The organism is Roseimicrobium sp. ORNL1, assembly GCF_011044495.1.
Classification (GTDB): domain Bacteria; phylum Verrucomicrobiota; class Verrucomicrobiia; order Verrucomicrobiales; family Verrucomicrobiaceae; genus Roseimicrobium.
Map to the genome: position 1 here is coordinate 6,371,440 of NZ_CP049143.1, position 23,009 is coordinate 6,394,448.

Below are 23,009 nucleotides of genomic sequence, written 5' to 3' on the forward strand. Positions count from 1 at the left end.
AGACCTCAGGAGACGTACACAGCAGCAAGCTGCCTCGGGAAGCTGGAGCAAGCTCAGCACTCCAAGTGATGCTGCGCATCAATGCGGCCGTCTCCCCAAGCCAATCAATTTCTCTCAACCCCACACCGATAGAAGCCCCATGTTCGACTCCCAAGTATATCAACGCGTCCGAGAAACGCTTTCCAATCTCGAAACCGAACGCGGACTACGCGTGCTCTATGCCTGTGAAAGCGGCAGCCGTGCGTGGGGATTCGCCTCCCGTGACAGCGACTATGACGTGCGCTTCCTCTATGTGCACAACCGTGACTGGTACCTCTCCGTGGATGAACGTCGCGATGTCGTGGAGCTTCCTGTTTTGGATGAGCTCGATGTCAGTGGCTGGGAGTTGCGCAAAGCTCTCAAGCTTCTGAGGAAGAGCAATCCGCCCCTGCTGGAGTGGCTGAAGTCGCCGGTGGTTTATCATCGGGATCCAATGTTCACCACGGAGTTCAGCACGCTGGCGGAGGAGTTCTACTCACCGCGGCGATGCTTCGCGCACTACCTGCACATGGCCTTTGGCAACTGGCGCCACTACCTGGAAGGTCGTGAACGCGTGAGTCTGAAGAAGTACCTGTATGTCTTCAGGCCGCTGCTGGCCTGTCGCTGGCTGGAGCGTGAGCTTGGCCAGGTGCCGATGCTCTTCTCTGAGCTGGTGGAAGCCGCGCTGGAGGAGCCGGAGGTGCGTCAGGCACTCGATGCGCTGGTGCAGCGCAAGCAGGCCGGTGATGAACTGGACGAAGCAGCGCCGGATGAGGTGCTGTCGCGTTTTGTTCGCGAGGAACTGGCCCGGCTGGATGCGCTCAAGGAGCCGCAGGATGCGGCGGGTGATGTGGAAGAGCTGAATCGGTTCTTCCGCAGGTATGCGCTTGAAGGGGTGTCGTGAATGATTGGCCTGTCGGTGGTGCTCGGTGAAGCATCGCCGACAGGCATATTCACATTCTCCTTCGCCCCTTCAGGGCGATGAGTTTATTTTATCCTGACCCAGGGTGTCGGTCGCTAAGGCTCCCTAACCCTGGGCTGGGTTCCTGCTGTCTTTCAGACAGCGAGCTTCATTGAATGGGTTGGTGTACCTGCTTGTGAGGTCATCGACAGGGGCTGCTCAGCGCGCAGCGAGTTTCGGAGAAACTCGGCCACGATGCCGGAGCAGCATCTTGGGCAGCTATTGTATCAGGCGGTCGCAGTCGGGAACGGATTGCGTTCGCCGAAGCCGGCTTGGTGCCAGTAGGGATAGGTCAAGGGCACAGCGCTGGCGGCGTCGAGCTTGGCGACCTGCTCCTTGGTGAGATTCCAACCCACGGCGCCGAGGTTCTGGCGAAGCTGTTCCTCATTACGAGCGCCGATGATCACGCTGGAGACGGTGGGTCTTTGCAGGAGCCAGTTCAGCGCGATTTGAGGTACGCTCTTGCCGGTCTCCTTGGCCACTTCATCGAGAGCGTCGACAACTTTGTACACATACTCGTCCTCGACTTGGGGTCCCATATCAACCGCGATCTTCTCGTTCAAGCGGCTGGTCTGGGGCTTCGGCTGGCCGCGGCGAATTTTGCCGGTGAGTCTTCCCCACCCCAGCGGACTCCACACGACGGCGCCGACTTTTTGGTCGAGTCCCAACGGCATGAGTTCCCATTCGTACTCGCGACCAATGAGTGAGTAGTAGGCCTGATGCGCCACATAGCGGGAGAATCCGTATCTCTCGGAGACGGACAAGGCCTTCATGAGATGCCAGCCGGAGAAATTGGAACAGCCGATGTAGCGAATCTTTCCTGCTTTCACCAGGTCATCCAGGGTACCCAGCACTTCCTCCGCAGGGGTCAGGGCGTCATAGCCATGGAGTTGAAAGAGATCAATGTAATCCGTGCCGAGGCGCTTGAGGGAGCCTTCAATGGCACGGGTGAGATAGTGGCGGGAGGAACCCACATCATTCGGGCCTTCGCCACTGCGGAAGGTGGCCTTCGTTGAGATGAGCACCTTGTCGCGTCGACCTTTAATAGCGCCGCCCAAGATTTCCTCAGATGCACCGTCGGAATAGATATCCGCCGTGTCGAACATGGTAAGCCCGGCGTCGAGGCAGATGTCCACGAGTTTGGTGGCCTCTGCCACGTCCGTAGAGCCCCATGTTTTGAAGAACTCATTGGTACCACCGAAGGTACCGGTACCAAAAGTGAGCGCGGGGACCTTGAATCCTGAACCGCCGAGAAGTCTGTATTCCATGTGATGATAGATGAATGGTGGAGTTGGGGGTTGCCGTCTAGGGTACGCTTTCAGCAGGCGGGAGGTTGAGTTAAAAAATTTTGGGACTCGTCCCATCACGACCAAAAAGAACAAACACCGCAGCCGGAGGTCTATCCACATCCCGGGATCTTTGTCATCATGGAGCATCCCTCTCCTTCCCTTTTCTCTTTTTACTTATCCCTATTTCACTCTCATTTTTTCATGAATACCCAAGACCTCATCCGCATCGGCGTTCCGGCTGGAGAAGCCGTGCATCTCGCCCATGAATTCATTCGCAACTTCATGGCTCAGGGAGGTGTGGGTGCGCAGCTCGAAGGCGAAGTCACGAAGATCGTGGCGGAACCTGCTGCGTACTTCGCGGATGAACTCCGTGCTCCTTTCGCCCAGGCGCTCAGCCGCCCTGCCTATGTCCCACGCGCGGAACCCGCGCCGTGGCGTCAGTGGGGTGCTGATCTCGATGCAAACGCCGTGCAGCAGATGGCGAACGCGTGTGTCCTGCCGGTGGCAGTGGCGGGCGCGCTCATGCCTGACGCGCACCTCGGTTACGGCCTGCCTATCGGCGGCGTACTCGCCACGGACAATGCGGTGATCCCGTATGCCGTGGGTGTGGACATCGCGTGTCGCATGAAGCTCTCCGTGTATGACCTGAAGGCGAACAGCATTCCGGGTCAGAAGGACCGTCTTGCCAACCTGCTGGAGAGCGAAACGCGCTTCGGCATGGGCGCCGAGTTCAAGCAGCCTCGCAACCACGAGGTGATGGACGAGGACTGGAGCATCACGGGCGTGACGAACCGTCTCAAGGACAAGGCGTGGAGCCAGCTCGGAACGAGCGGAAGTGGCAACCACTTTGTCGAGTTCGGAGCGTTCACTGTGACGGATGATCAGGCGTATGAGCTGCAGGCTGCTGGAAATGGCGGACTGCGCGCGGGCGAATACCTCGCGCTGCTTTCCCACAGCGGATCCCGTGGTACGGGCGCCCAGGTGTGTGACCTGTACAGCAAGCGCGCCATGGCCCGCCATGACGATCTGCCGAAGGAACTCAAGCATCTCGCGTGGCTCTCACTCGATGAGGAAGACGGCCAGGAATACTGGGCCGCCATGAACCTCATGGGGCGTTACGCCGCGGCGAACCATGGGGTGATCCACAAGTACATTGCGAAGAAGCTGGGTGCGGATGTGATCCTCGATATCGAGAACCATCATAACTTCGCCTGGAAGGAACGCCATGTCGTGAACGGCAAGGAACGCGAGGTGATCGTGCACCGCAAGGGCGCGACGCCGGCCGGTTCCGGTGTGCTCGGCATCATCCCTGGCTCCATGGCCACCGCAGGATTCGTCGTGCGTGGCAAGGGTCAGCCTGAGTCCCTGCACAGCGCGTCCCACGGTGCAGGCCGTGTGATGAGCCGTAGCAAGGCCCTGCAGTCCTTCACGTGGAGTGGCGTCAAGAAGCAGCTCGCCGCCGCCGGTGTCGAGCTCCTCTCCGCCGGCCTCGATGAAAACCCCGGTGTCTACAAGGACATCCACACCGTGATGGCCGCCCAGACGGATCTGGTCGATGTGCTCGGCAAGTTCGAGCCTCGCCTGGTGAAGATGGCGCCTGCGGGTGAAAAGGCGGAGGACTAGCCGGTGCGACAGTGGTCCGGTGAGCGGTAGGACGGTGGTGAGTGTCTCAAGCAGTAGGTGACCAAGAGGTCGCTGGTCACTTGGGTGCCGCCGCTGTTCCGCTCATGGGTCAACCGGAGTGCCAGAAGCCAGACTCACATTCAGTATCATTTCACATCATGTTTTATCCACTCATCCTATACCGACAATCTTGATCCTATGCACCTTCATCTCCCAACTGTTCTTGTGCTGAACCGAAACTGGCAGGCGATTCACGTGAAGACTCCGGCTGAGGCGTTCTGTATGATGTCCACTGGTGCCGCCACCGGTCTTGATGTGCAAGACGATGCCTCCATCATCCCCGTGACATGGGACCAGTGGCAGAAGCTGCCGGTGCGTGAGCATGACCAGTCGGTGCGCACCACAAGCGGACCGCTGCGTATTCCCACGGTGATCGTGTCTGCGCACTATGCCAGAATGCCCCTGCGACGCCCGCGCTTCAGTGCGCGTGGCATCTGGCAGCGTGACGGTGGCCTGTGCCAGTACACGGGCCGCAAGCTCGCGCCCGGCGAAGGCAACATCGACCACGTCGTTCCGCGGTCCCGCGGAGGCAAGTCCACGTGGGAAAACTGCGTGCTCGCGCACCGTGAAGTGAACTCCCGCAAGGGAAGCAAACTTCCGCAGGAAGCGGGACTTCGCCTGCGCCAGACGCCCGTGACACCGCGGGCGATCCCGGCCAGCATGGCGATTCGAAACCTACACGGCGTGCGCGACTGGGAACACTTCCTCGGGTGATGGCCGGGAAAGTTGAGAGTGGATAGCTAAGTGTTGAGAGCCTGAGGAGAGATCCTTGGGCTCTTTTCCCTTTTTGGCGGTCTCCGCCATCTGCGTTGTGCGGAAATTTGCAGGCCTCAATCCATGTCCGCCAGCGAACCACGCTTGTACGCTGCTGTGGCGATGCCCACGAGTCCTCCGATGGTTTTCCAAGCACCAATGGCAGCACACACCCAAACGATCATCAGCACATTCCTCGTGATGCCTCCCACGCCATACCAGAAGGCGGAGAATAGTCCGGCGGCTCCGGCAAACCACAGAAGGCCGAAGCCTGCCTTCTTCGCGCAGTCCCCACGAATGGACGCAATCCTCTCGCTCCTTGCCTGGCGGTACATCCCTTCACCCTCAGCCCCTTCGAAGCCATTCACGAAGAGCTTCTTGAAGATGGCTTCCTTGGGCTCGTCCCAAATGACCATTTTCAGAATGGCCTCGTAGATGACCTCTTTCTTTTCCTCGGGCGTCATCCCTCAAAAAGCCAATGGCTAGAACGTCCCGCTACCCACGTAGCGTGCCGTGGTGCTGCCCCACTGGGCTACCTGACCTTTGGCAGGGGGTGAGGATATATCATACACATTGTTGCCCACGAAGCGCTGGGTCTCGGTATTCCAGAGCATTACCGTGCCTTCGCCCTGGAGGCGTTTGTCCGGGGTAGTGTCCACGGCAATGATCGAGGTGCCAGAGCTCGCGCGGAGAGCAGCGGCCGCCACCTGCACTTCGCTTGCTTCAGATTTCGCGGGAATGCTGTCGATGACCACGGTGCCCCGTGCATCGGGATTGCCACCGCGATCGACGGTCTTCACGTTTGTCTTCTTGCCTTCACGGCGTGCAATGGTCGCCACGGCCGTGCGTGCACGTTGTTCCGCGACTTGGGTCTGCTTGGGAGTGGCAGGGTAGGTGGCGAGCACCATCACCTTCACCACTTCCGGCAGGCCGCTGAACTGCACGCCCGTGCCGGGCCGGCGCATGCGGTCGCCCAGCTGGGCTTCCGCACGGCGGACGGCATCCATGTTGCAACCCGCCAGAAACACCGGACCTCCGGCGATACCGGCAATCTTCAAAAGTGTTTCACGGCGGGTCATGGTGGGAATCGCTTTCTTGTTTGTTACGCGATCGGATCAGAAGCTGAGTTGCGTGCCGATGCCGAAGAAGAAGCTTGGCTCATCCACGAAATCGAGCCCGGGCTCGGTGAAGGCTGCGCTGATATTGATGCCACCCAGACGCCACTGCACGCCGAAGGCGTAGGGCGTTTCATCGCTCAGGTCTTCATCCTTGGTGGAGACTTCACCCACGAGGTAAAAGCGGAAGGGAAGCTCCACTTCGAGACCGAAGTAACCCACCGGCGTGTCGCTGGGATCATCACCGGGCTTTTCAATCCAGGTCTGGCGCAGACCCGCATGGAAGCCCACGGAGCGAAGGAAGCCATCCTGGGAGATCTCGCAGCGCTTGAAGAGGGCGATGAAGGCATTGTAGTTCTCTTCGTCGCCAAGGAAGATGTAGCTACCCACGCTCAGTTCGGGCATGGGGCCTTCATCCTTGAGTAGGCGCACACGCACCATGGGACCGCCGGAGAAGAGGTCGCCACCTGCGTCGATGTCCTTTGCGCCAAAGAGGCCACCGACTTCCAGCCAATCGGTGACTGCGTAGGAAAGTAGCGCGCCGTGAGCCATCACCGGATCCGAATCATTGTTCGGCAGGAAGAAGCAGTACTGCGCGGTGAAGGACCCCGCCGGCATGGTGCCAGAGGTGGGGTTGATGAAGAGACCCGTGGGGCCCTGGATGGTCAGCAGGCCACGCCCGCCGACGTAGTCTTCGATGGGGGGCGGTGGTGGGATTGGATTCTTGGAGGAGAGGGTCACCTCACCCGCCTGCGCGGGAATGGAAAGCGCGGCCGCGGCCAGCGCACTGAGAGTCAGGAGAAACGTCGGTCTCATGGTTGATGTGGGCTGTTGGTCGATGCGACACCAGCCTACATACCGCGACCGCAGCCCGACAAGCAAAAAAGGTTTCATACAGCGGTGTCGGGCCGCCGAGTCCCGGGCGTGCGACGAGGTGGACAAAGGCGGAACCACTACTAGATTCCCTTTCTGTGGATGAACGAGCGACAGGCCAGCCACTCCGCTTTGAGCACTACCGTGTGGCCACGGATGAGCAAGGCCGTCCCCTGAAACTGGGGGAGGGCGCCATGGGCGTGACGTACCTGGCGGAGGACACGAATCTCAAAGTCCGGGTGGCGCTCAAGGTCATCCGCCCCCAGCTCCTGGGCGACGCGGAAGTAGGCCAGCGCTTTCAGCGTGAGGCACAAGCAGCCGCCCGGCTGAGGCATCCCAATGTGGCCGGCGTGTACCACCTGGGCATGGTGGACAACACCTTCTTCTACGCGATGGAGTTCGTGGAGGGGGAGACGGTCAAGGACCGCGTACAGCGGGGCGGCCCCATGCCAGTCAAGGAAGCGCTGGAGGTGACCCTGCAGGTGTGCGAGGCGCTCGGCGCCGCGGAGAAACACAAGATGGTGCACCGCGACATCAAGCCGGCGAACATAATGCTCGAGCCGGTGGAGGAGGACATCCTGCGGGTGAAGCTCATCGACTTCGGCCTCGCGAAACCACTCCATGCAGAGGCGCAAAACTCCATGGCACTGCAAACGCAGGCAGGCATCTTCCTGGGCACACCCGTCTTTGCCAGCCCGGAGCAGGTGCAGGATGTGCCACCGGACAGCCGCTCCGACTTTTACGCCCTGGGCCTGACCCTGTGGTACATGCTGGAAGGGCGCACGCCTTTCGAAGGTTCACTGCACAAGGTGCTCTTTGACCAGGTGCACACCGCTCCCCCTCTGGGCCGCCTGCTCTGGGTCCCCGCCGAAGTGCGCGACCTGCTGGGCAAGCTGCTGGAGAAGGAACCGGTCAATCGACCGCAGACCGCGAAGGAACTGCGGCAGAAAATTCACGACTGCCTGCGTGCGCTCGCCACATCCGGCACCAGCTACACGGAGTGGCAGCAGCGTTTCCAGGTGGAGGGAAACCCACGCAACAAACCGTGGGGGATGATCTATGAAGGGCAGGACACGCTGAGCGGAGCCGTGCGGCTCCACCTTCTGCGCAATGATCGCTTCAGCGACCCCAAGGCCGTGCAGGGAGTGATTGCAGATGCGCGGCGTGCGATCGACATCCACCACCCCAACATCCTGCGTCACCTCACGGTCTTCCCCACGAGCGGCGGACAAGGCGCGGGATGGATGGTGGTGACCGAACATCCGGGCAACCAGACCCTGCTCGATCACCTGCGGAAGGTGAAGCAGCTCCCGCTCGCTGAGGCCATCGGCATCATCCACCGCCTGGCCTCTGCCATCGACACCTGCATCGCGAATGATCTCATCACGGCGGATCTGGATCCAGCCGGCATCTTCCTGAAGCACGTGCCGCGCACGGAGATGCATCCACTCACGCAAACGGCCTCCTCTTCGGTGACGGCTACATCCTCTGCCGTGACCTCGCTCACCACCGAAACCTTCGAGGTGGTGCCGAAGCTCAGCCCGATCAACTACTCCTTCCTCACCACGCTGCGCCCGGCGGATGAGACAGCCATCGGCCTGACCCAGGGGCCCTTCCGGATGGAAGCCACCACGCCGCAGGAGCTGGTGCAACGCCTGGCCCTGCTGGCCTACCAGTGCCTGGGTGGCGCCGTGCCCAGCACCTGGTCGCGCGTGCCACGGTTCATTCCTTTGGCCACCCTGTCCCAACGCCAGAATGACACCCTGCGCACCGCGCTCACGGACTCCACCTGGACGCGGGCGGAGGAGTTTGTTGAAGCTCTTCAACAGACCCGGGCCACGCGCCGCACGGACGAGACTTCACGAATCACCACTTCTGCCGAAGCCACCGTGATGCTGACCTCGTGGCGCATGCTCGCGGATCTGGCGGCAGCAGACTCGAGCGAATTCTCCACAGAGCACGCGAAAGAGTTCACTGGAAAAATCGAGAAACAGAATCTAGCACCCTCGAGCGAAAGCGGAAGTGAACCGGCAGCTGGGACAGAGCCCGACGCTGCACCCTCAGCGCCTGAGGCAGAAGCGACACCTCCTGTCGAGGAAGCTCAGCAGAGCCCCGCGACCACCTCCAGCGAGAGCTCAACTTCGAGCTCGGCTACGGTGCAGAACTCCACGCCCGGTGTGGAGCAGACCCAGACCTGGAACCGCGGACAAGAATCCACCGAGCCTGCTGCCGAAGCCAAGTCACCGAACGAGACGGAAACCATCATCCTGCCCTCGCGGACGACATCACAGCGCTTGGAGACCGCTGCTTCGCCGGAGATCAAGGAAGAGGAAAAGAAGGAAGATAACGATAACGTCGAAGCGACTGCTGCAGCCGAGAGCACCACGGAGAAGAACGAGGCGGAGGCTCCTGCTGACACATCGGCCTTGTCCGTGACTGCATCCTCCGGCTTGGCAGAGGATGATTTGGAATCAAGCCTGGAGCAAAAGATCTCCGCTGACGCCCCGGTTCCGCCTACACAGATCGTTGAGTCCTCCGTCACAGACGCGACTACCTCGACGAATGGCTTCTCTGCTCCTGCAGCGGAATCGAGGGAGAAGAAACAGGAGGAGGAAGAGGGAGAAACAGAAGCGCAACAATCTGAAACGGCTTCTTCCACACTCACCTTCACCTCCACGTCCTCATCGAGCATTGCAGAACTCTTCGAACAGCAGGACACAGCCGAAGAAGCCTCGCCGGCTTCCGCTTCCAATGCCAGCGTTGAGGATGATTCCGATACCGTAGAGGCATCTTCGTCTACCGCTGCTGCTGCGTCAGAGGTCGTCACCACCACACCGCCATCATCTCCATCAAGTAGCGAGATCCCGAGCACACCTCCATCGCAAACAGAGGGCACACCTACCATCACTCCCCTGCTCCAGACGCCCACAGTGACGTCTGCCATCCCGCTGCCCCCCGTCCCACCGGTGAGCTCGGCACCAACGGCAGCAGCAGCACCCAAGGCGAAAAGATCAGAGTCTGAGGCAAAGCAATCTGCTCTTCCGCGTTGGTTGCTGCCCGCCGCAGGACTCATGGTGGCAGCCGCTTTAATTACAGGAGTCGCCTTGTGGATGCTCGGTGACAAACATCAGATTGACGACCGGCCTCCCGATGCGGAGACGCCTCCTGTGGTGGTAACTCCGCCACAACCTCCTCCTCCCCCGCCTGGCCCGACACTGGGCGAGCTCCTCACCACTGCCGGCAGCGCAGCTGCCACCGGAGAAGTGCCCGTACTGGATGAAACACTGGGCAAGATTCGCGAGCGATTTCCCAATCAGTCCTGGGACACTGACCCTGCTGCAAGCGTGTTTCGTGAGAAGCTGTTCCGTGCCTACCGGGACAAGACACTCGGGGACGGCACCGAGGCAGCGCGGAGGTATCACGACATCCTCCTGACTGCCACTCTCGCCAGGGAGTCTGACATTCCCCTGCTGAAACAGATCTGCACCGATCTCTCCTCACCCTCTGATGCCGCTCGGGCAGAACCGTTTGAAAAAGCACTGTTGAACTCACTGGCGGCGGATTCTTCGCGCAAGGAAGAGCGCATGAGAGAAGCCCTCGCTCTGCTCAAGAAAGGTCCGGACAGCACCGTGACGGAACAGGCACGTGGAATCCTCTCCGCCGAACTCAAGGAATGCGTGGACTTCCTGGAGCAGGTACCGCGTGACGATTCGCAGGATCAATACCTCAAGAACGCCATCCCCGTACTGGAGCCCCACCTTCAAGAGATCGCGAACGCTGGTGTTGCGGAGGCCTACTACATCCTCGGAGACAAAGCCTACCGGGCAGACAGGCGTACAGAAGCCGAGCGATATTTCGACCAGGGAGCAGAACTGCTCCATGGCCCATGCATGAGGCGCTACGGGAATGCCCTCACGAACTATGTAGGCAGCCGCCCTCCGGACATGAAAGCCGCCGCCTACTACCTCAAGAACGCCAGCGCCCAAAATGACGTGAAGGCCAAACTCTTGCTGGCAGACATCTATCTTCCGAAACACCCCACGGAGTCCCAACCGTGGAAAGGCAGGGAGGGTGCCGAGCTGCTCATCGAAGCAATGAAGGATGGGGTTAGCGAGGGAGAATATTTGTATGGGGCCATGCTCACAGACTTCAAACCAGACGATCCAAGCCAGCCATTTGCGCCTGAACTTACCGGCAAAAAACGTTGGGACCAGGCTCTGGGACACCTGAGAAACGCTGTGGCAAAGGGTCTCTCACAGGCCTATCCCGTCCTGGCGATGGCACTTCTGAAAAATCCCCACGGAAAGGATATCTCCGGGGCCAAGGACATCTTGGAAAAGGGCATCAAGCTCAATCCACCAAATCCCTATTGCATGCTGTATCTCTCCGGACTCATCAGCGGTAATCACTCCGATGATGGACGGCCATTCAAGGCGGACGAGGTGGCTTCCGCAGGAATCCTCGCGGATCCGATCCAGGCTGAAAAGCTTCGCATGGATGCGATCAAAATTCTGCGTGAGGCCGCGGAGCGCAAGGAAGCCCACGCCATTCGATGGTGCGAGCTCAACGGCATTCCCTACAGGAAATGAAAGATGGCAGATGCCCGTCCTTGAAACTTCATCCCATCAGTGGTACGCGATCTCATGAGTCAGCAAACGGAAGGCTCCCCCAACCTGCCGGGCGGCGCATACTCCGAGCTCGTCATCGGACCTTATGATGAGACACGCGTGCAGGCAGCGGCGACGCGCGCCCATGATCACTTGCGCGGAAAGGCGGGCATCGCTTTTGTTTTTGTCTCGTGTGACTACGAGCCGCACGTGCATGACCTGACGGAGCTCATCCAGATTCATGCCCGCTGTCCGCACGTAGTGGGCTGCTCCGCCGGCGGACTCATCGGCACCGGCCATGAGGATGAAAATGAAAGCGGCTTCTCACTGCTCGTCCTGCAAGTGCCGCAGGACGAAGTGGCCGTCTTCGAACTGCCACCAGAATCCACCGGTCCGGTGTGGGAGCAGGCAAAGCGCTTCAATCGTGACGAGGCCAATGGGTGGATCCTGCTGGGGAATCCCGTCATGCTCGGCGAGGACTGGATGGGCCGATGGAATGAAGCCATGGGCGGCACCCCTACCTACGGTGGCTTGGTGAGTGGCAGCTTCCGCGGGGAAGAACTCTTCGTTTTCACCGACAAGGAACTGAGTGCCGCGGCGGCCATTGCCATCGGCATCCGGGGAGATCTGCATTTTGGCGGGCTCGTGAGCCAGGGCTGCCGTCCCATCGGCGAACCGCTCACCATCACCAAGGCCGATCACAATTTGATTCACCAACTCGCCTCCGTGAATGCTTATGAGCAGCTCCAGGCGGCGTTTCACAGCCTGCCGGATGACCTGCGCGAGAAGGCCCAGGGAAACATCCTCGTGGGACTGGCGATGACGGAGTACGTGGATGAATTCCACACCGGAGATTTCCTCGTGCGCTCCATCCTCGGCGGCGATCCGAGTCAGGGCATCCTCGCCGTGGGTGCGATGCCGCGCGTCGGCCAGACCATGCAGTTCCAGCTGCGCGATCGCGAAGCCGCTGACAACGAACTGCGCGAGATGCTGCTGCAGAAGCGGCATGATCTGCGCACACTCCCCTTTGCCGCGCTGCTCTTCGCGTGTGCCGGACGCGGGAATCAACTCTTCGGCACGCCCAGTCACGATGCGGGCTTGATCCGCGAGGTCTTCGGCGAGGTCCCTCTGGCGGGCTACTTCTGCAACGGAGAAATCGGCAGCGTGGGCCAGCGGGCGTACCTGCACGGCTTCACCGCCAGCGCCGTCTTGTTCGTACGCCGCGAGGACAGTTGATTTGAGGCCGGGGCCGCCCGGGTTTCAGGCGGCCTTGGGCAGCATGGTGTAGGGCACCACCAGAACTGGGCAAGTCGTCTTGCGCAGCACGGCATCCGTCACGCTTCCCACGAGCAAATGGTAAAGCGCTCCGTGCCCGTGGGATCCCATGACGATCAGGCCCGCATGGACGTGCCTGGCCTCGCGCAGAATCACCTCTGCAGTCGAGCCTTCGAAATGCAGGTAACCCGCAGCCAGTCCACGGGAGGCAAGGTCCGAGCGAATTTTCTCCAGCTTCTCATGATCCTCCTTGAAGTCGCGCTCCACGGCCTCCTGCACCACCACCGGGCCCGCTTCAAAACCGACAAACGCTGGATCCGGCAGCGCTACATGGAGGAGGGTAATTTCATCACCTCTCGCCTCGGCAAGCGATGCTGCGGTCTCCACCACTTTCGAACTAATGTCCGAGAAATCCACGGGAACAAGAATCGTGCTCATAGGCTTGGCGTGGTTGTTCAATCAAGTCTGACCACCCAAACAGGCGATCCATTCGAGAAAAGATGCGGTCGGAGAGCCCGATTCTTTCTGTTTTAAGAATGATTCACGGGCCGCAGCGGCATCACCCCTGGGGCCACTCTGCGCATCGCTTCAGGCTGCCACCACCATCACCAGCACAGGCACGGCTATCGCCACGTCCGCCAGCACGTGACACAGCTCCGGGGACATGCGCTTCGCGAGATGATGCACCACGCCCAACAGGATGGTGCTGAGCAGCACTGCCACTGAGAAAAGAAAGAGCGACAGAGGCATCTTGTGGCTCAGCGTCCAGCTCACCGCCACCGCCAGCGAAACCAGCAGCATAGGATACAGGCGCGCGATGTGCGGCCACATTTGGGTGATGCCATCCGGATCGGGATGCGTCTTCGCCGCACGCTCGTAGCAGGAAACGGCGATGCAGTTCAGCGAGCACAGAAGCGCCAGCATCAGCACCTCCGGTGAGAAAGGATGCGCCCGCTGATCGCCGGCGAAAAAATTCACGCTCAGTGAACTGCCAAGGGCAAAGAGATAGCCGCACACGACCTCCTTCGGAAGGATGCGGAATGAGTCCCCCGCACGCCGTCCCACTGCGAGCGCGAGGAGCGCCATCAGCACGGTGCCATACAGAATCTTGAATGGCACAGGCAATGGCAGCGACCACAAAAGCACTCCTCCCATCGTGCATGCCACGATGTTTCCCACCGTGTAAATCGCACGATTCCCGCGCGCTGCGAAGTGCAGCAGATACAGCCCGACAATGAATCCCAGAGCCAGGCCACGCCAGAAGATGCCTTCGGGGATTTCCGCAAGCGCAAGCCATAGCGTCGTGAGTCCTCCTGCCGGCACCACCAGAAAAAGAAACAAGCGGCGATGCCTGCGGTAAAACGCATGGCGGGCGGACAGAGGTTTCCCCTGCGGGATCGACATGCCATCCAGCACGCGGTCCAGCACATAAATGAGCCACACCACGAGGAAGAGAATCCAGTACACCGAAGGGGGCATCGCCACCTTGTGCGCCCGCGCGAGTGCCGCCTGACAGAGCACCGCCACGATGGGCGCATCCAGGCTCAGCACATTCGGCCACAGCCACCAGGGGATGGCTGGCTGATCTGCTGCGGAAACGGTGGCCGAAGACACAGCCCGTATCTTCAGGGAACGGCAGGGGAATGTCCACCCATTTGACCTTTGCTTTGCGCTCGCATCATGGCATTATTTGTGCCACGGTTTTGAAATCCGCCAGCCAACCATTTGGCCCGGCCTTCCAAGTCTGCACGACTGGATTTCCTTGTTGTCAGCTCTCTTCCTTTTCCCAGAACGAATGAAATATCTTACCGTCATCCGGCACGCCAAGTCTGACTGGAGCACCGGAGTGAGCGATCACGAACGACCGCTGAATGAACGGGGACTGAGGAACGCGCCGGTGGTGGCGAGGTTTCTGGGAAGAACGTATTTGGGCACGAACGAAACGCCCGCCCTGCTGCCACGTCCGGAGCGTCTCGTCACGAGCACCGCGATGCGCGCCAAGACGACCGCGCGCATCATGCAGGAGGAACTCGGCTACAATCCCGGCATCGTGGTGGAAGAATCCCGCGTCTACCTCGCCGAGGCCAAAGCGCTGCTGGCCATTGTCCGCGAGTTCGACGATGCCTGGAGCCACGTGATGCTCTTTGGCCACAATGATGGACTCAGCGACTTCGTGCGAAAACTGCTCCAGCGTGATCATCTCGGCAAAAGCATGCCCACCTGTGCTGCCGCACTGCTGGAGATCCCGTGGCCTTCGTGGGCCGCGGTGGATTGGAATGAAGCCAGGCTCGTGGGCTATGTCACTCCGAGGTTGATTGAAAAACGCTTCCCCGAGAGTGAGCGCGTGGGTGAGGACTCCAAGCCAGCCGTAGACGAGTCTCCAAGTCAATAGACAAAAAAAAGCAGGTGGGATGTGCCACCTGCTGTTGCGTGAGTTTCGTGAGAGCTGAGGAACCCTATTGCCAGCAGACGCCCTCGTAGTTCCACGAGAGCGTCTTGAGTTCCCGCCAGCCGTTCACGTCGATCGCCCACTGATCTTTCCGCACCACGGATTGCAGTTGCTCTGGCTTCGCTACTTTTTGCGCCGCGACGATGATGTCGCATTTCGCAATCACCTCCTCCGGCGTGTCGCGGAGAAGTTGTGTCAGGTGGGGCATGCGTCGTGAAATTTCAGCTTCATTCGCGCCCACCAGCTTTGCGGGATTCAGGTTCGCATCATAGACATGAATCTCATACCCCCGGCCAAGAAGCGTCTCGGCTACGGAAACCATGGGACTACCGCGCAGGTCATCCGTATCCTTCTTGAACGACAATCCCAAGATGCCCACCTTACGGCTCGGCTTGGAGGTGATCATCTTCAGCAGCCAGTCGAGATGCGCCTGATTTGAGTTCAGCACATTGTCCAGCACCGGCAGGCTCACGCCTTCCATGCGGGCAAAGGAACCCAGCGCGCTCACGTCCTTGGGCAGACAGGAACCACCAAAGGGATTCCCCGGCTTCATGTAGTAGCGTGAGATGTTGAGCCTCTCATCGCGGCAGAGCACATCCATCACCTGCGCGCCATCCACGCCCACGTGGCGGGCGATGCGGCCAATCTCGTTGGCAAATCCCACCTTGAGCGCGTGGAAGTAGTTGCAGGAGTACTTGATCATCTCCGCGCCTTCCCACGCAAGGATCTCGGCATTCTCACCCAGCAACTCCAGCGGTTCGCGACCGATGACATTGCTGCCATCATGCGTGCCCACCACGCAGAGAGAGGGTACACGAAAGTCCTTCACCGCGGTGCCTTCCCGGAGGAACTCGGGACAGTAGTAGATGGTGACCTGTCCCGCCTTCAGGAGATCCGCGAAGAAATCCTGCACCATCGAGCGCGTGCTGCCAGGCAGCATGGTGCTGCGGAAAATGATCACATGCGGACTGCCCTTGGCGCGGATGCCATCCGCAATCTGCAGGGACACCTTGCGCACGAAGTCGAGATTCAGCCGTCCAGATTCGAGCGAGGGAGTGCCCACGCATATGATGGAGACATCCGAGGAGCGTACGGCTTCGAGGGAATCGGTGGTGGCGCGCAACCGGCCCGCATCCTTCGCGGCGCGCATGAGTTCGTCCAGCTCTGGTTCCACGATGGGAGAGAGCCCATCATTGAAGGCCTGCACCTTGGGTTCCTGCACATCCGCCCCGATGATGGAGTGTCCGCGCTCCGACAGGCAGGCGGCAGTGACGGCGCCCACATAACCCAAACCGAAGATGGATACGTTCATGATTGGAAAAGGATGGCACTGCCTAAACCCAAGGATTGGCATTCACGCAACTGCGGAGAAAGAATCCGGGGCAAGTTTTGCAATAGGTCTGGAGGTCCCACTCATGAAGACCAGCTTCATCTGAAGCGGCAGCCCGGTGTTCTTACCGGTCATAAATAACCCGCTTTTGCGGGCTGCCTTCCGCACTCAGGAGGCGAATGCTTTCTCCACCCAGTCGCACAAGATGTGCCCCACCAGGAGATGGCACTCCTGCGCACGAGCCGTCACTGGAGACGGTGCACGGAAGCACAAGTCGGCCACCTCCGCACAACGCCCGCCACCCTCTGCAGTAAATGCAACGGCAAGACAACCCTGGTTCTTTGCCTCGACAAGACCGTTCACCACACTGGCGCTGTTGCCTGAGGTGCTGATGCCAATCACCACATCACCCTTGCGAGCGAGCGCTTCCACCTGCCGTGCGTAGACCGTATCAAAGCCAAAGTCATTCGCGCCGGCTGTGAGGATGCTGGTATCGGTGGTCAGCGCGATGCCTGCAAGGGCCGCGCGATTCACGCGATAGCGCACCACGAGTTCCGCAGCGAGGTGCTGGGCATCTGCCGCACTGCCGCCATTGCCAAAGAACAACACCTTTCCGCCAGACTTAAGGCACTCCACGAGGCGCTTTGCGAGGTCCTCGATGAACGGCACAAACTCAGGCAACCGCTGCACCGCAGTGAGGTGCTCCGTGAGGTGGCTCTCGATCAAGGCGGCTGTGCTCATGGGGATTTGAAATTCAATCTTCGTACGCGGCCAGCAATTCAGCAGGCGTCACGCAAGCTGTGCCCAGCTTGCCCACCACAATTCCGCTCGCGCGGTTCGCGACATCCGCCGCATCTTCCGCCTTCATTCCCGAGGCCAGTGCCAGTGTCAGCACGGCAATCGCAGTATCCCCCGCGCCGCTCACGTCATACACTTCACGAGCACGCGTGGGAATGTGGTGCGGATCTCCACTCCGTTGGAAAAGCATCATGCCCTGTTCACCCAGAGTCACCAGCACCATTTCGGTATCCCAGCGCTCGAGAAGGATGCGACCCACGCGCTGCAGTTCCTCATTCTCCTCTGGTGCGACGGGCAGATGGCTGTCTTCGATTCCCGCCGCGGCGAACGCTTCCAGACGGTTCGGTTTCACGAGGTGCACGTTACTCCACGGAATCGGATTCCGCGGCGAAGGGTCCACCGTCACCAGCAGGTTCTTTTCTTTCGCCACGCGCGTCACCACTTCCATCAGAGGGGCGGTGATGAAGCCCTTGCCATAGTCCTCAAGGATGATGGCATCGAGCTTGTCCGCCAAAGCACTGAGCGTGTCTTCCACTTCGCTCAGTTCCGCATCGGTCAGTTTTACCAGTGTTTCCCGGTCCACGCGGACGATCTGCTGTTGCCTCGCCACGACGCGCGATTTTGAAATGGTCCGGATCGTTTTGCTCACCAGCATCGGCTCGGCACTCACACCCTCTTCGTGCAGCAACTGCTTGAGCTGCTGCCCCTGGATGTCCTGACCGATTCGCCCCATGAGAAACACCGACTTCGTGAAGGCGGCGAGATTGCAGGCCACGTTGGCAGCACCGCCGGGATTGAAGCTTTCCTCGGCCACTTCCACGACCGGCACCGGTGCTTCGGGAGAGATCCGCCTCACGTTGCCACGCACAAAGTGATCCAACATGACATCTCCCACGACCAGGATGCGTCGAGTGGAGAAGGTTTCAAGGTCAGCAGGCTTCACGCGGGAGTTCTGGGGCAGGATGGAGAAAGAATCAACTAAGCACTGGGGGAGATTCCGCGACGCGCACGCACCGCGGCAGCCAGTTCATCAAGGATGCCCACCGTGGTCTCCCACGACACGCACGCATCGGTGATGCTCTGACCGTACTTGAGTTCCTGTCCGGGCTTCACGCTCTGCTGGCCTTCACACAGATTGCTTTCGATCATGACGCCAGTGACTCCACGGCCACCGCTTGAAATCTGAGCGGCCACATCACTGGCCACCAGCGCCTGCCTGCGATAGTCTTTCAAGCTATTACCATGGCTGCAGTCCACCATGAGATGCGGGGGCAGTCCTTTGGCACGGAGCTGTTCCACGGCATTGGCCACGCTCGCAGCATCGTAGTTTGGCGAGGCTTTTCCGCCGCGCAGAATCACATGGCACGCTTCATTGCCGCGAGTTTGCACAATCGCGGCAGTGCCATGCTTCGTCACCGAGAGGAACACATGGGCACCGCCGGCGGCCGCAATGGCGTCCAGGGCGATTTGAATGTTACCATCCGTGCCGTTCTTGAAACCCACCGGCATGGAGAGGCCGCTCGCGAGCTGGCGATGTACCTGGCTCTCCGTCGTACGGGCTCCAATGGCGCCCCATGCCACCACGTCCGCAATGTACTGCGGCGTGATCACATCTAGAAACTCTGTCCCTGCGGGCACTCCCATCGAGGCGATCTGCGTGAGCAGGCGGCGTGCCTCGCGCAGGCCCGTATTGATGTCGAAGCTCTCATCAAGGTGCGGATCATTGATGAATCCCTTCCAGCCCACCGTCGTGCGCGGCTTCTCAAAATAGACGCGCATCACCAGTTCCAAATCAGCAGCATACTTGCCTCGCGCTTCCTTAAGGAGGCCGGCGTATTCCAAGGCGGACTTGGCATCGTGAATCGAGCACGGACCCACCACGACCAGCAGCCGGTCGTTTCGCCCCATCATGATGTCCTGGCAGGCTTGGCGGGAGCGCGTCACAAAGTCTTCACCCGCGGCGTCGAGCGCCATTTGCTTCATGAATACAGAAGGAGGCACGAGGTCGCTGATGTCCTCGATGCGCAGGTCGTCCGTGCGGTGTTTTTCGCTCATGTCTGGTTTCGCCCCAATCCGGGGAGCCAGCAAAATCGGCGGGAGCCCATGCCGCGCAAGTGATTCGTCATCCTGCGGGAAATTCCGCTGCTTCCCTGCCCCGGGTCCGTCACGGGTCGTCTGGAGCCTTACCAGAACCGCCGCCGCGGCGCGGCGCACTGAGCTCAGGCGCCAAACCCACCGGGGGAGAAATGGCGCGGTTCCATGTGTTTCGGTCCGGCAGGCCACAGGTTACCTCGTTTTTATCAACAATGCGAAGAAAGTCTCATCCTGTAAAAATCAGGCCGAACCACACCCGCCTTTCCTCTCAAAAGTGCGGTTGAAAAGCTGATGTGCCACACCTCGAACTTTTGCTCCCCTTGTGTCGTGGGGCGAAGTCGGCCCCACTAGGCTAATCACTTCTCAGTGAAGGAATCACGCGGACTTTTGCCACTCAAGAGCTTGGAGGAGGGAACCTCCACGAGGCTTTGCCTGCCGAGAAACTCGAGGAGGATCTTCACCCGGTTCTCTCCGCTGGTCATGCTTTCTACAATGCCCTGGAGGCCGCGCATGGGCCCTTCGGTCACCTCCACGGTGTCCCCCACGTTTACCCCATGGCTGACATCCCGGACCTCCACGCCCTGCATTTCCGCCCGGAGATCGACCAAGGTTTGCTCAGGAACCGCCACCGGTGTACCACCGAATCCCACCACCCCAATCACATGATTGGCGTGCTTCACCGCGCGGTAGCGGGAAGAAACGTCGAACTTTGCAAAAAAATAACTCGGGAAAAGGGCCTCAAGAAACCAGACCTTCCCCCGCGCCGTGCTGCGCTGAAAGCGGATGCGCGGGCAAAAGGTCTCCACTTCTCCAAAGGCTGCCAGCCCTGCCGCAGCCAGATGCTCCGTCTTCGGCTTGGTGTGCACGCAATACCATTGGGGATTCGGAGAATCAGACATGAATGCCTCCAAAAGCGCCTGAACGCAGGCACAGCGCAAGTTTAAATGTACGACCGGCGGAAATCCGCATCGTGCTCCTGGGCAGATACTTCATTTACGCGGCGGAAGCGCGGGGCGCGTGCTTCTCGGCGCAGGAGCCGGCTCCTTGGGGGACTCGTTCATCTGGGGAGCTTCGCCCGTGCGACGGAATTCATCCTTCTCCTTGCTGCCGCTGAAATACTTCGGCCGCCACTCCGGCGAACCAACGCTTCCCTCTCCCACATACTCGAGAATCTCGCTCACAGGAAACAACACCAGCCCGGGAAGCCCACGCGCCTTGGCTTTTGCTTCGAGTTGGACTCGGTCTTCCAGGAAATCCACCTTTCCTGTCACCACCAGACGGAACACCCCGGTGAGCGCTTCAAAGTCTTCCGTGGCCGCAAAACCATCCGCCACCGTGAAGCTGCAGTCTCCTTCCTTCGCAATGTTGTAGCCTTTGATGGGACGGGGGAGCATCGCACCGAGCAATGGGGTGAGCGGTCCAAGAATCGGCACGGCATAGAGGTTGCCGTTGAGAATCACCAGCGCTCCCTTGCCCTGCAGCGTCCTCCAATCTCCAAGCTTTCCTGAGAACTGAAGATGGCCCGTGAGATCCCCTTCCGAGGTCTCTTTCGGAGAGTAGACGCGTGCGAACTTGTTCAAACTGATCGCGTCGACACGCAGTTCACCGGAATAAGGTTGAGGATTGCGATTGTCATCCAGCTTCCCACGCAGTCGATAGCGGCCATCGAGGAGATCGGATTGCGTGTCGAAATCCACCAGGCCACTTTTGCAAGTCACCGTCGCCCTCAGATTTTCGAACGGCAACGCTTTTCCGAAGACTCCATACGGGAAGCTGTCAGCACGGAAGTCCACCGTGTAGTCATTGGCTTCCGGACGCAAATCCGCCGTGCCCTTGCAGGCCATGCTCTCTCCGTAGAGACCTCCGGAGATGTCATAGGTGAGCAACGGACCAGAGAACTTCAGATCCCCCACGGGGCGGCTGATGACATAGTCTTCCCCAAACAACGGATAATGCGCCGTGCCCTCACTCCGGAATCTCACCTGCAGATCCGTGCCCTCCGTGGCGCCAATCACCCCCTCAAGCTCCACATGAGGATGCTTGTCGAACCGGTACTTCGCGATGGCTTCGGCGGTTTTGGGAGCGAAACACGAAGTCAGCGCCACGGGATCGACCGTGCTGTTCACCCCAGTGAGAGTCACCTTGCGCTTGATGTCATCACACATCACATGCTTCGCCACCGCCCGGCCTTCTGCGGTATCGATGGTCAAATCGAGATACTCATGGTGTGGCCCCTGGAATTTTACGTTTGCCGTCGCCTTCTGGAAATCCACGCCTCGATATTGAAAGCGGTGTATCTCCGCGCGGCCGTGGTTCTGGCAGCGGTCGATTCTCGGCTCCGACCCTTCGCCTTCCACCTCAAACCAGATTGCCGATTCAGGCCCGAAAGAAAAGCGGCGCAGAATCTCCTGGGTCTGGGGCAGCTTCAGAAACGGCAGAAACACTCTGGGATCCATCTGTAGCAGCGCGCGATACCGGAAGCTCTCATCCTTCTTCCACAGCGCTTGCAAACCGAGCGTCCCCGTCTCATGCCGCAGCAGCACATCTCTCAGGTAGCATCCCCTGGGCGAGATCCCGTAGTCCACTTCCAGACCATCCAGGACCACGCCGCGGCTGGAGAAGCGTTTCGCACGGATGCTGCCAACACAATCCAGCGGCACAAATGCTCCCTCCGGCACCGCCGAACCGAGGAGCAGGCTCCCATCGGCGGTGAACTCCACAGGCTCGTAGAAGACGAACTCGCGGAATTGCTCCATCTCGGTCACTGCAAGCGCCAGCCCCGGAAGATCCGCGGAGGAACGGAGGTGAAAATTCACCTTGTCACCCCCGAGGTTCCAGGTGGCCCCGGCTTCCAGTTCCCCAAGACGATCCCGCACCCGCAGCCGGGTGAGATCCACTTGCTCCCCGGCGTAGCTCGCCACCGCCTCGAGTTGCTCGCACAGATAGTCGCCGTGCCGCAGATTTTGGGCTGTCAGGCGCATGGTGGCATTCAGCTCTTCCGGATGCTCCAGATCACCATTCACCTCCACCTCCAGACGCGGCACATCCGCAGACTCAAAGTGCTTCAACAGGCGTGCTGCCTCCACGATGAGATTCCGCCTGGCCTTGATCGCGGCCAGGCGTTTGCGCTTGCGCTCCTCCACCTGCCTTTCATCCTCAGGCTCCTTCTCCGAAGGCGGCCGGATGAGCGAGCCACTCAAATGCACCCGGAGGCCGAAGAGCGTTCCCTCCGCTCTTCGTATTTCAATGCGATCCCCGATGAGGTAGAGCCGTGCATCCAGCGCTTTGATCGTAAGCTTTTCAGAAGTGGGATCCTCAGGGTCCAGAGGGAACGAAAGATCCGCATCGCGAAGATCCAGCCCTTCCAGGAAGAGCTCATCCTTCATCATCTTGCTGTAGTCCAGATCCAGGTGCAGGCGGTCCACGTCCGCCAGCAGCACCTTGTATCTTTTATCCTGATACACCTTGATACCGCGGGCCACCAGGCCCTCCAGCGGATCCAGCGTGAGCTTGTCCAGCGTCAGGTAGACGCCACGGCTTTCAAACTGCTGCATGACAAAGCTGCGCCACTTCCTGGAGAACCCGTCACTGCGCACGTACGCCGCAGCGCTGCCGACCACAATCAGCAGTGCCAGCATGATGAAGCGGCGAATCCAGCGCATGAGCCCTGAGCATAACCTGCATTCGCCCACCTGAAAAGCAGTCGCATCACGCTTTTCAGCGCTCATTTCCGTTTTCCCTCTGCGAATTTCCTTTTAGTATCG

At 60.0% G+C, this 23,009-nt stretch carries 18 protein-coding genes; 6 read left to right on the forward strand and 12 right to left on the reverse strand.

The genetic code is table 11. The annotated features are described in order from the left end of the window. The first annotated feature begins 139 nt into the window (after window positions 1-139). Window positions 140-922 carry a nucleotidyltransferase domain-containing protein gene (locus G5S37_RS25610; protein ID WP_165207938.1) on the forward strand — a complete coding sequence of 261 codons (783 nt, stop codon included), beginning with the start codon at window positions 140-142 and terminating at the stop codon, window positions 920-922. A gap of 284 nt (window positions 923-1,206) precedes the next feature. On the opposite strand, the gene G5S37_RS25615 is transcribed toward G5S37_RS25610, so the two are convergent. Further along, complete coding sequence (locus tag G5S37_RS25615) at window positions 1,207-2,247, reverse strand: aldo/keto reductase (RefSeq protein WP_165207940.1); 1,041 nt, start codon at window positions 2,245-2,247, stop codon at window positions 1,207-1,209. A gap of 222 nt (window positions 2,248-2,469) precedes the next feature. Here G5S37_RS25615 and G5S37_RS25620 point away from each other — a divergent pair, with 222 nt between their 5' ends. Together G5S37_RS25620 and G5S37_RS25625 are read left to right on the forward strand one after the other, a co-directional pair. Next, complete coding sequence (locus G5S37_RS25620; RefSeq protein WP_165207942.1) at window positions 2,470-3,891, forward strand: RtcB family protein; 1,422 nt, start codon at window positions 2,470-2,472, stop codon at window positions 3,889-3,891. A 282-nt stretch (window positions 3,892-4,173) separates the two neighbouring features. Further along, window positions 4,174-4,665, forward strand: a complete 492-nt coding sequence (locus tag G5S37_RS25625; protein ID WP_240914712.1) for an HNH endonuclease — start codon at window positions 4,174-4,176, stop codon at window positions 4,663-4,665. A 116-nt stretch (window positions 4,666-4,781) separates the two neighbouring features. Here the strand turns inward: G5S37_RS25625 and G5S37_RS25630 are convergent, their stop codons facing one another. The 3 genes from G5S37_RS25630 to G5S37_RS25640 are packed head-to-tail and all read right to left on the reverse strand — an operon-like array spanning window position 4,782 to window position 6,635. Then, window positions 4,782-5,168: a hypothetical protein gene (locus G5S37_RS25630; protein ID WP_165207946.1), complete on the reverse strand. Its 387-nt coding sequence runs from the start codon at window positions 5,166-5,168 to the stop codon at window positions 4,782-4,784. Window positions 5,169-5,186: 18 nt separating this feature from the next. Further along, entirely contained in the window at window positions 5,187-5,783 is a 597-nt protein-coding gene (locus G5S37_RS25635; RefSeq protein WP_165207948.1) for a hypothetical protein, read from the reverse strand. Between the two features lie 36 nt (window positions 5,784-5,819). Beyond that, complete coding sequence (locus G5S37_RS25640; RefSeq protein ID WP_165207950.1) at window positions 5,820-6,635, reverse strand: YjbH domain-containing protein; 816 nt, start codon at window positions 6,633-6,635, stop codon at window positions 5,820-5,822. Between the two features lie 155 nt (window positions 6,636-6,790). On the opposite strand from G5S37_RS25640, the gene G5S37_RS25645 reads away from it, so the two are divergent. Together G5S37_RS25645 and G5S37_RS25650 are read left to right on the forward strand one after the other, a co-directional pair. Then, window positions 6,791-11,281, forward strand: a complete 4,491-nt coding sequence (locus G5S37_RS25645; RefSeq protein WP_165207952.1) for a protein kinase — start codon at window positions 6,791-6,793, stop codon at window positions 11,279-11,281. 54 nt (window positions 11,282-11,335) lie between these two features. Further along, complete coding sequence (locus G5S37_RS25650) at window positions 11,336-12,535, forward strand: FIST N-terminal domain-containing protein (protein WP_165207954.1); 1,200 nt, start codon at window positions 11,336-11,338, stop codon at window positions 12,533-12,535. Between the two features lie 24 nt (window positions 12,536-12,559). Here G5S37_RS25650 and G5S37_RS25655 read toward each other — a convergent pair whose 3' ends face one another. Together G5S37_RS25655 and G5S37_RS25660 are read right to left on the reverse strand one after the other, a co-directional pair. Further along, window positions 12,560-13,012, reverse strand: coding sequence for a universal stress protein (locus tag G5S37_RS25655; protein ID WP_165207956.1), 453 nt, complete (start codon window positions 13,010-13,012; stop codon window positions 12,560-12,562). A gap of 150 nt (window positions 13,013-13,162) precedes the next feature. Next, window positions 13,163-14,188 (reverse strand): hypothetical protein, encoded by a 1,026-nt coding sequence (locus G5S37_RS25660; RefSeq protein WP_165207958.1) that lies wholly within the window; start codon window positions 14,186-14,188, stop codon window positions 13,163-13,165. Between the two features lie 181 nt (window positions 14,189-14,369). Between G5S37_RS25660 and G5S37_RS25665 the strand changes: the two genes are divergently transcribed. Further along, the gene (locus G5S37_RS25665) at window positions 14,370-14,966 is read left to right on the forward strand and encodes a histidine phosphatase family protein (protein ID WP_165207960.1); all 597 of its coding nucleotides are present in this window, start codon (window positions 14,370-14,372) and stop codon (window positions 14,964-14,966) included. 64 nt (window positions 14,967-15,030) lie between these two features. Here G5S37_RS25665 and G5S37_RS25670 read toward each other — a convergent pair whose 3' ends face one another. The 6 genes from G5S37_RS25670 to G5S37_RS25695 form a co-directional block, all read right to left on the reverse strand. Further along, complete coding sequence (locus tag G5S37_RS25670) at window positions 15,031-16,335, reverse strand: nucleotide sugar dehydrogenase (protein WP_165207962.1); 1,305 nt, start codon at window positions 16,333-16,335, stop codon at window positions 15,031-15,033. A 186-nt stretch (window positions 16,336-16,521) separates the two neighbouring features. Continuing rightward, entirely contained in the window at window positions 16,522-17,094 is a 573-nt protein-coding gene (locus G5S37_RS25675; RefSeq protein WP_165207964.1) for a D-sedoheptulose 7-phosphate isomerase, read from the reverse strand. A gap of 13 nt (window positions 17,095-17,107) precedes the next feature. Then, on the reverse strand, window positions 17,108-18,094 hold the full coding sequence (locus G5S37_RS25680) for a PfkB family carbohydrate kinase (protein WP_165207966.1): 987 nt from the start codon (window positions 18,092-18,094) through the stop codon (window positions 17,108-17,110). 35 nt (window positions 18,095-18,129) lie between these two features. Then, on the reverse strand, window positions 18,130-19,206 hold the full coding sequence (locus tag G5S37_RS25685) for a 3-deoxy-7-phosphoheptulonate synthase (RefSeq protein WP_165207968.1): 1,077 nt from the start codon (window positions 19,204-19,206) through the stop codon (window positions 18,130-18,132). A gap of 395 nt (window positions 19,207-19,601) precedes the next feature. Then, window positions 19,602-20,144, reverse strand: a complete 543-nt coding sequence (locus G5S37_RS25690) for a transcription termination/antitermination NusG family protein (RefSeq protein WP_165207970.1) — start codon at window positions 20,142-20,144, stop codon at window positions 19,602-19,604. A gap of 90 nt (window positions 20,145-20,234) precedes the next feature. Continuing rightward, window positions 20,235-22,907 (reverse strand): AsmA-like C-terminal region-containing protein, encoded by a 2,673-nt coding sequence (locus G5S37_RS25695; protein WP_165207972.1) that lies wholly within the window; start codon window positions 22,905-22,907, stop codon window positions 20,235-20,237. Window positions 22,908-23,009: the final 102 nt, after the last annotated feature.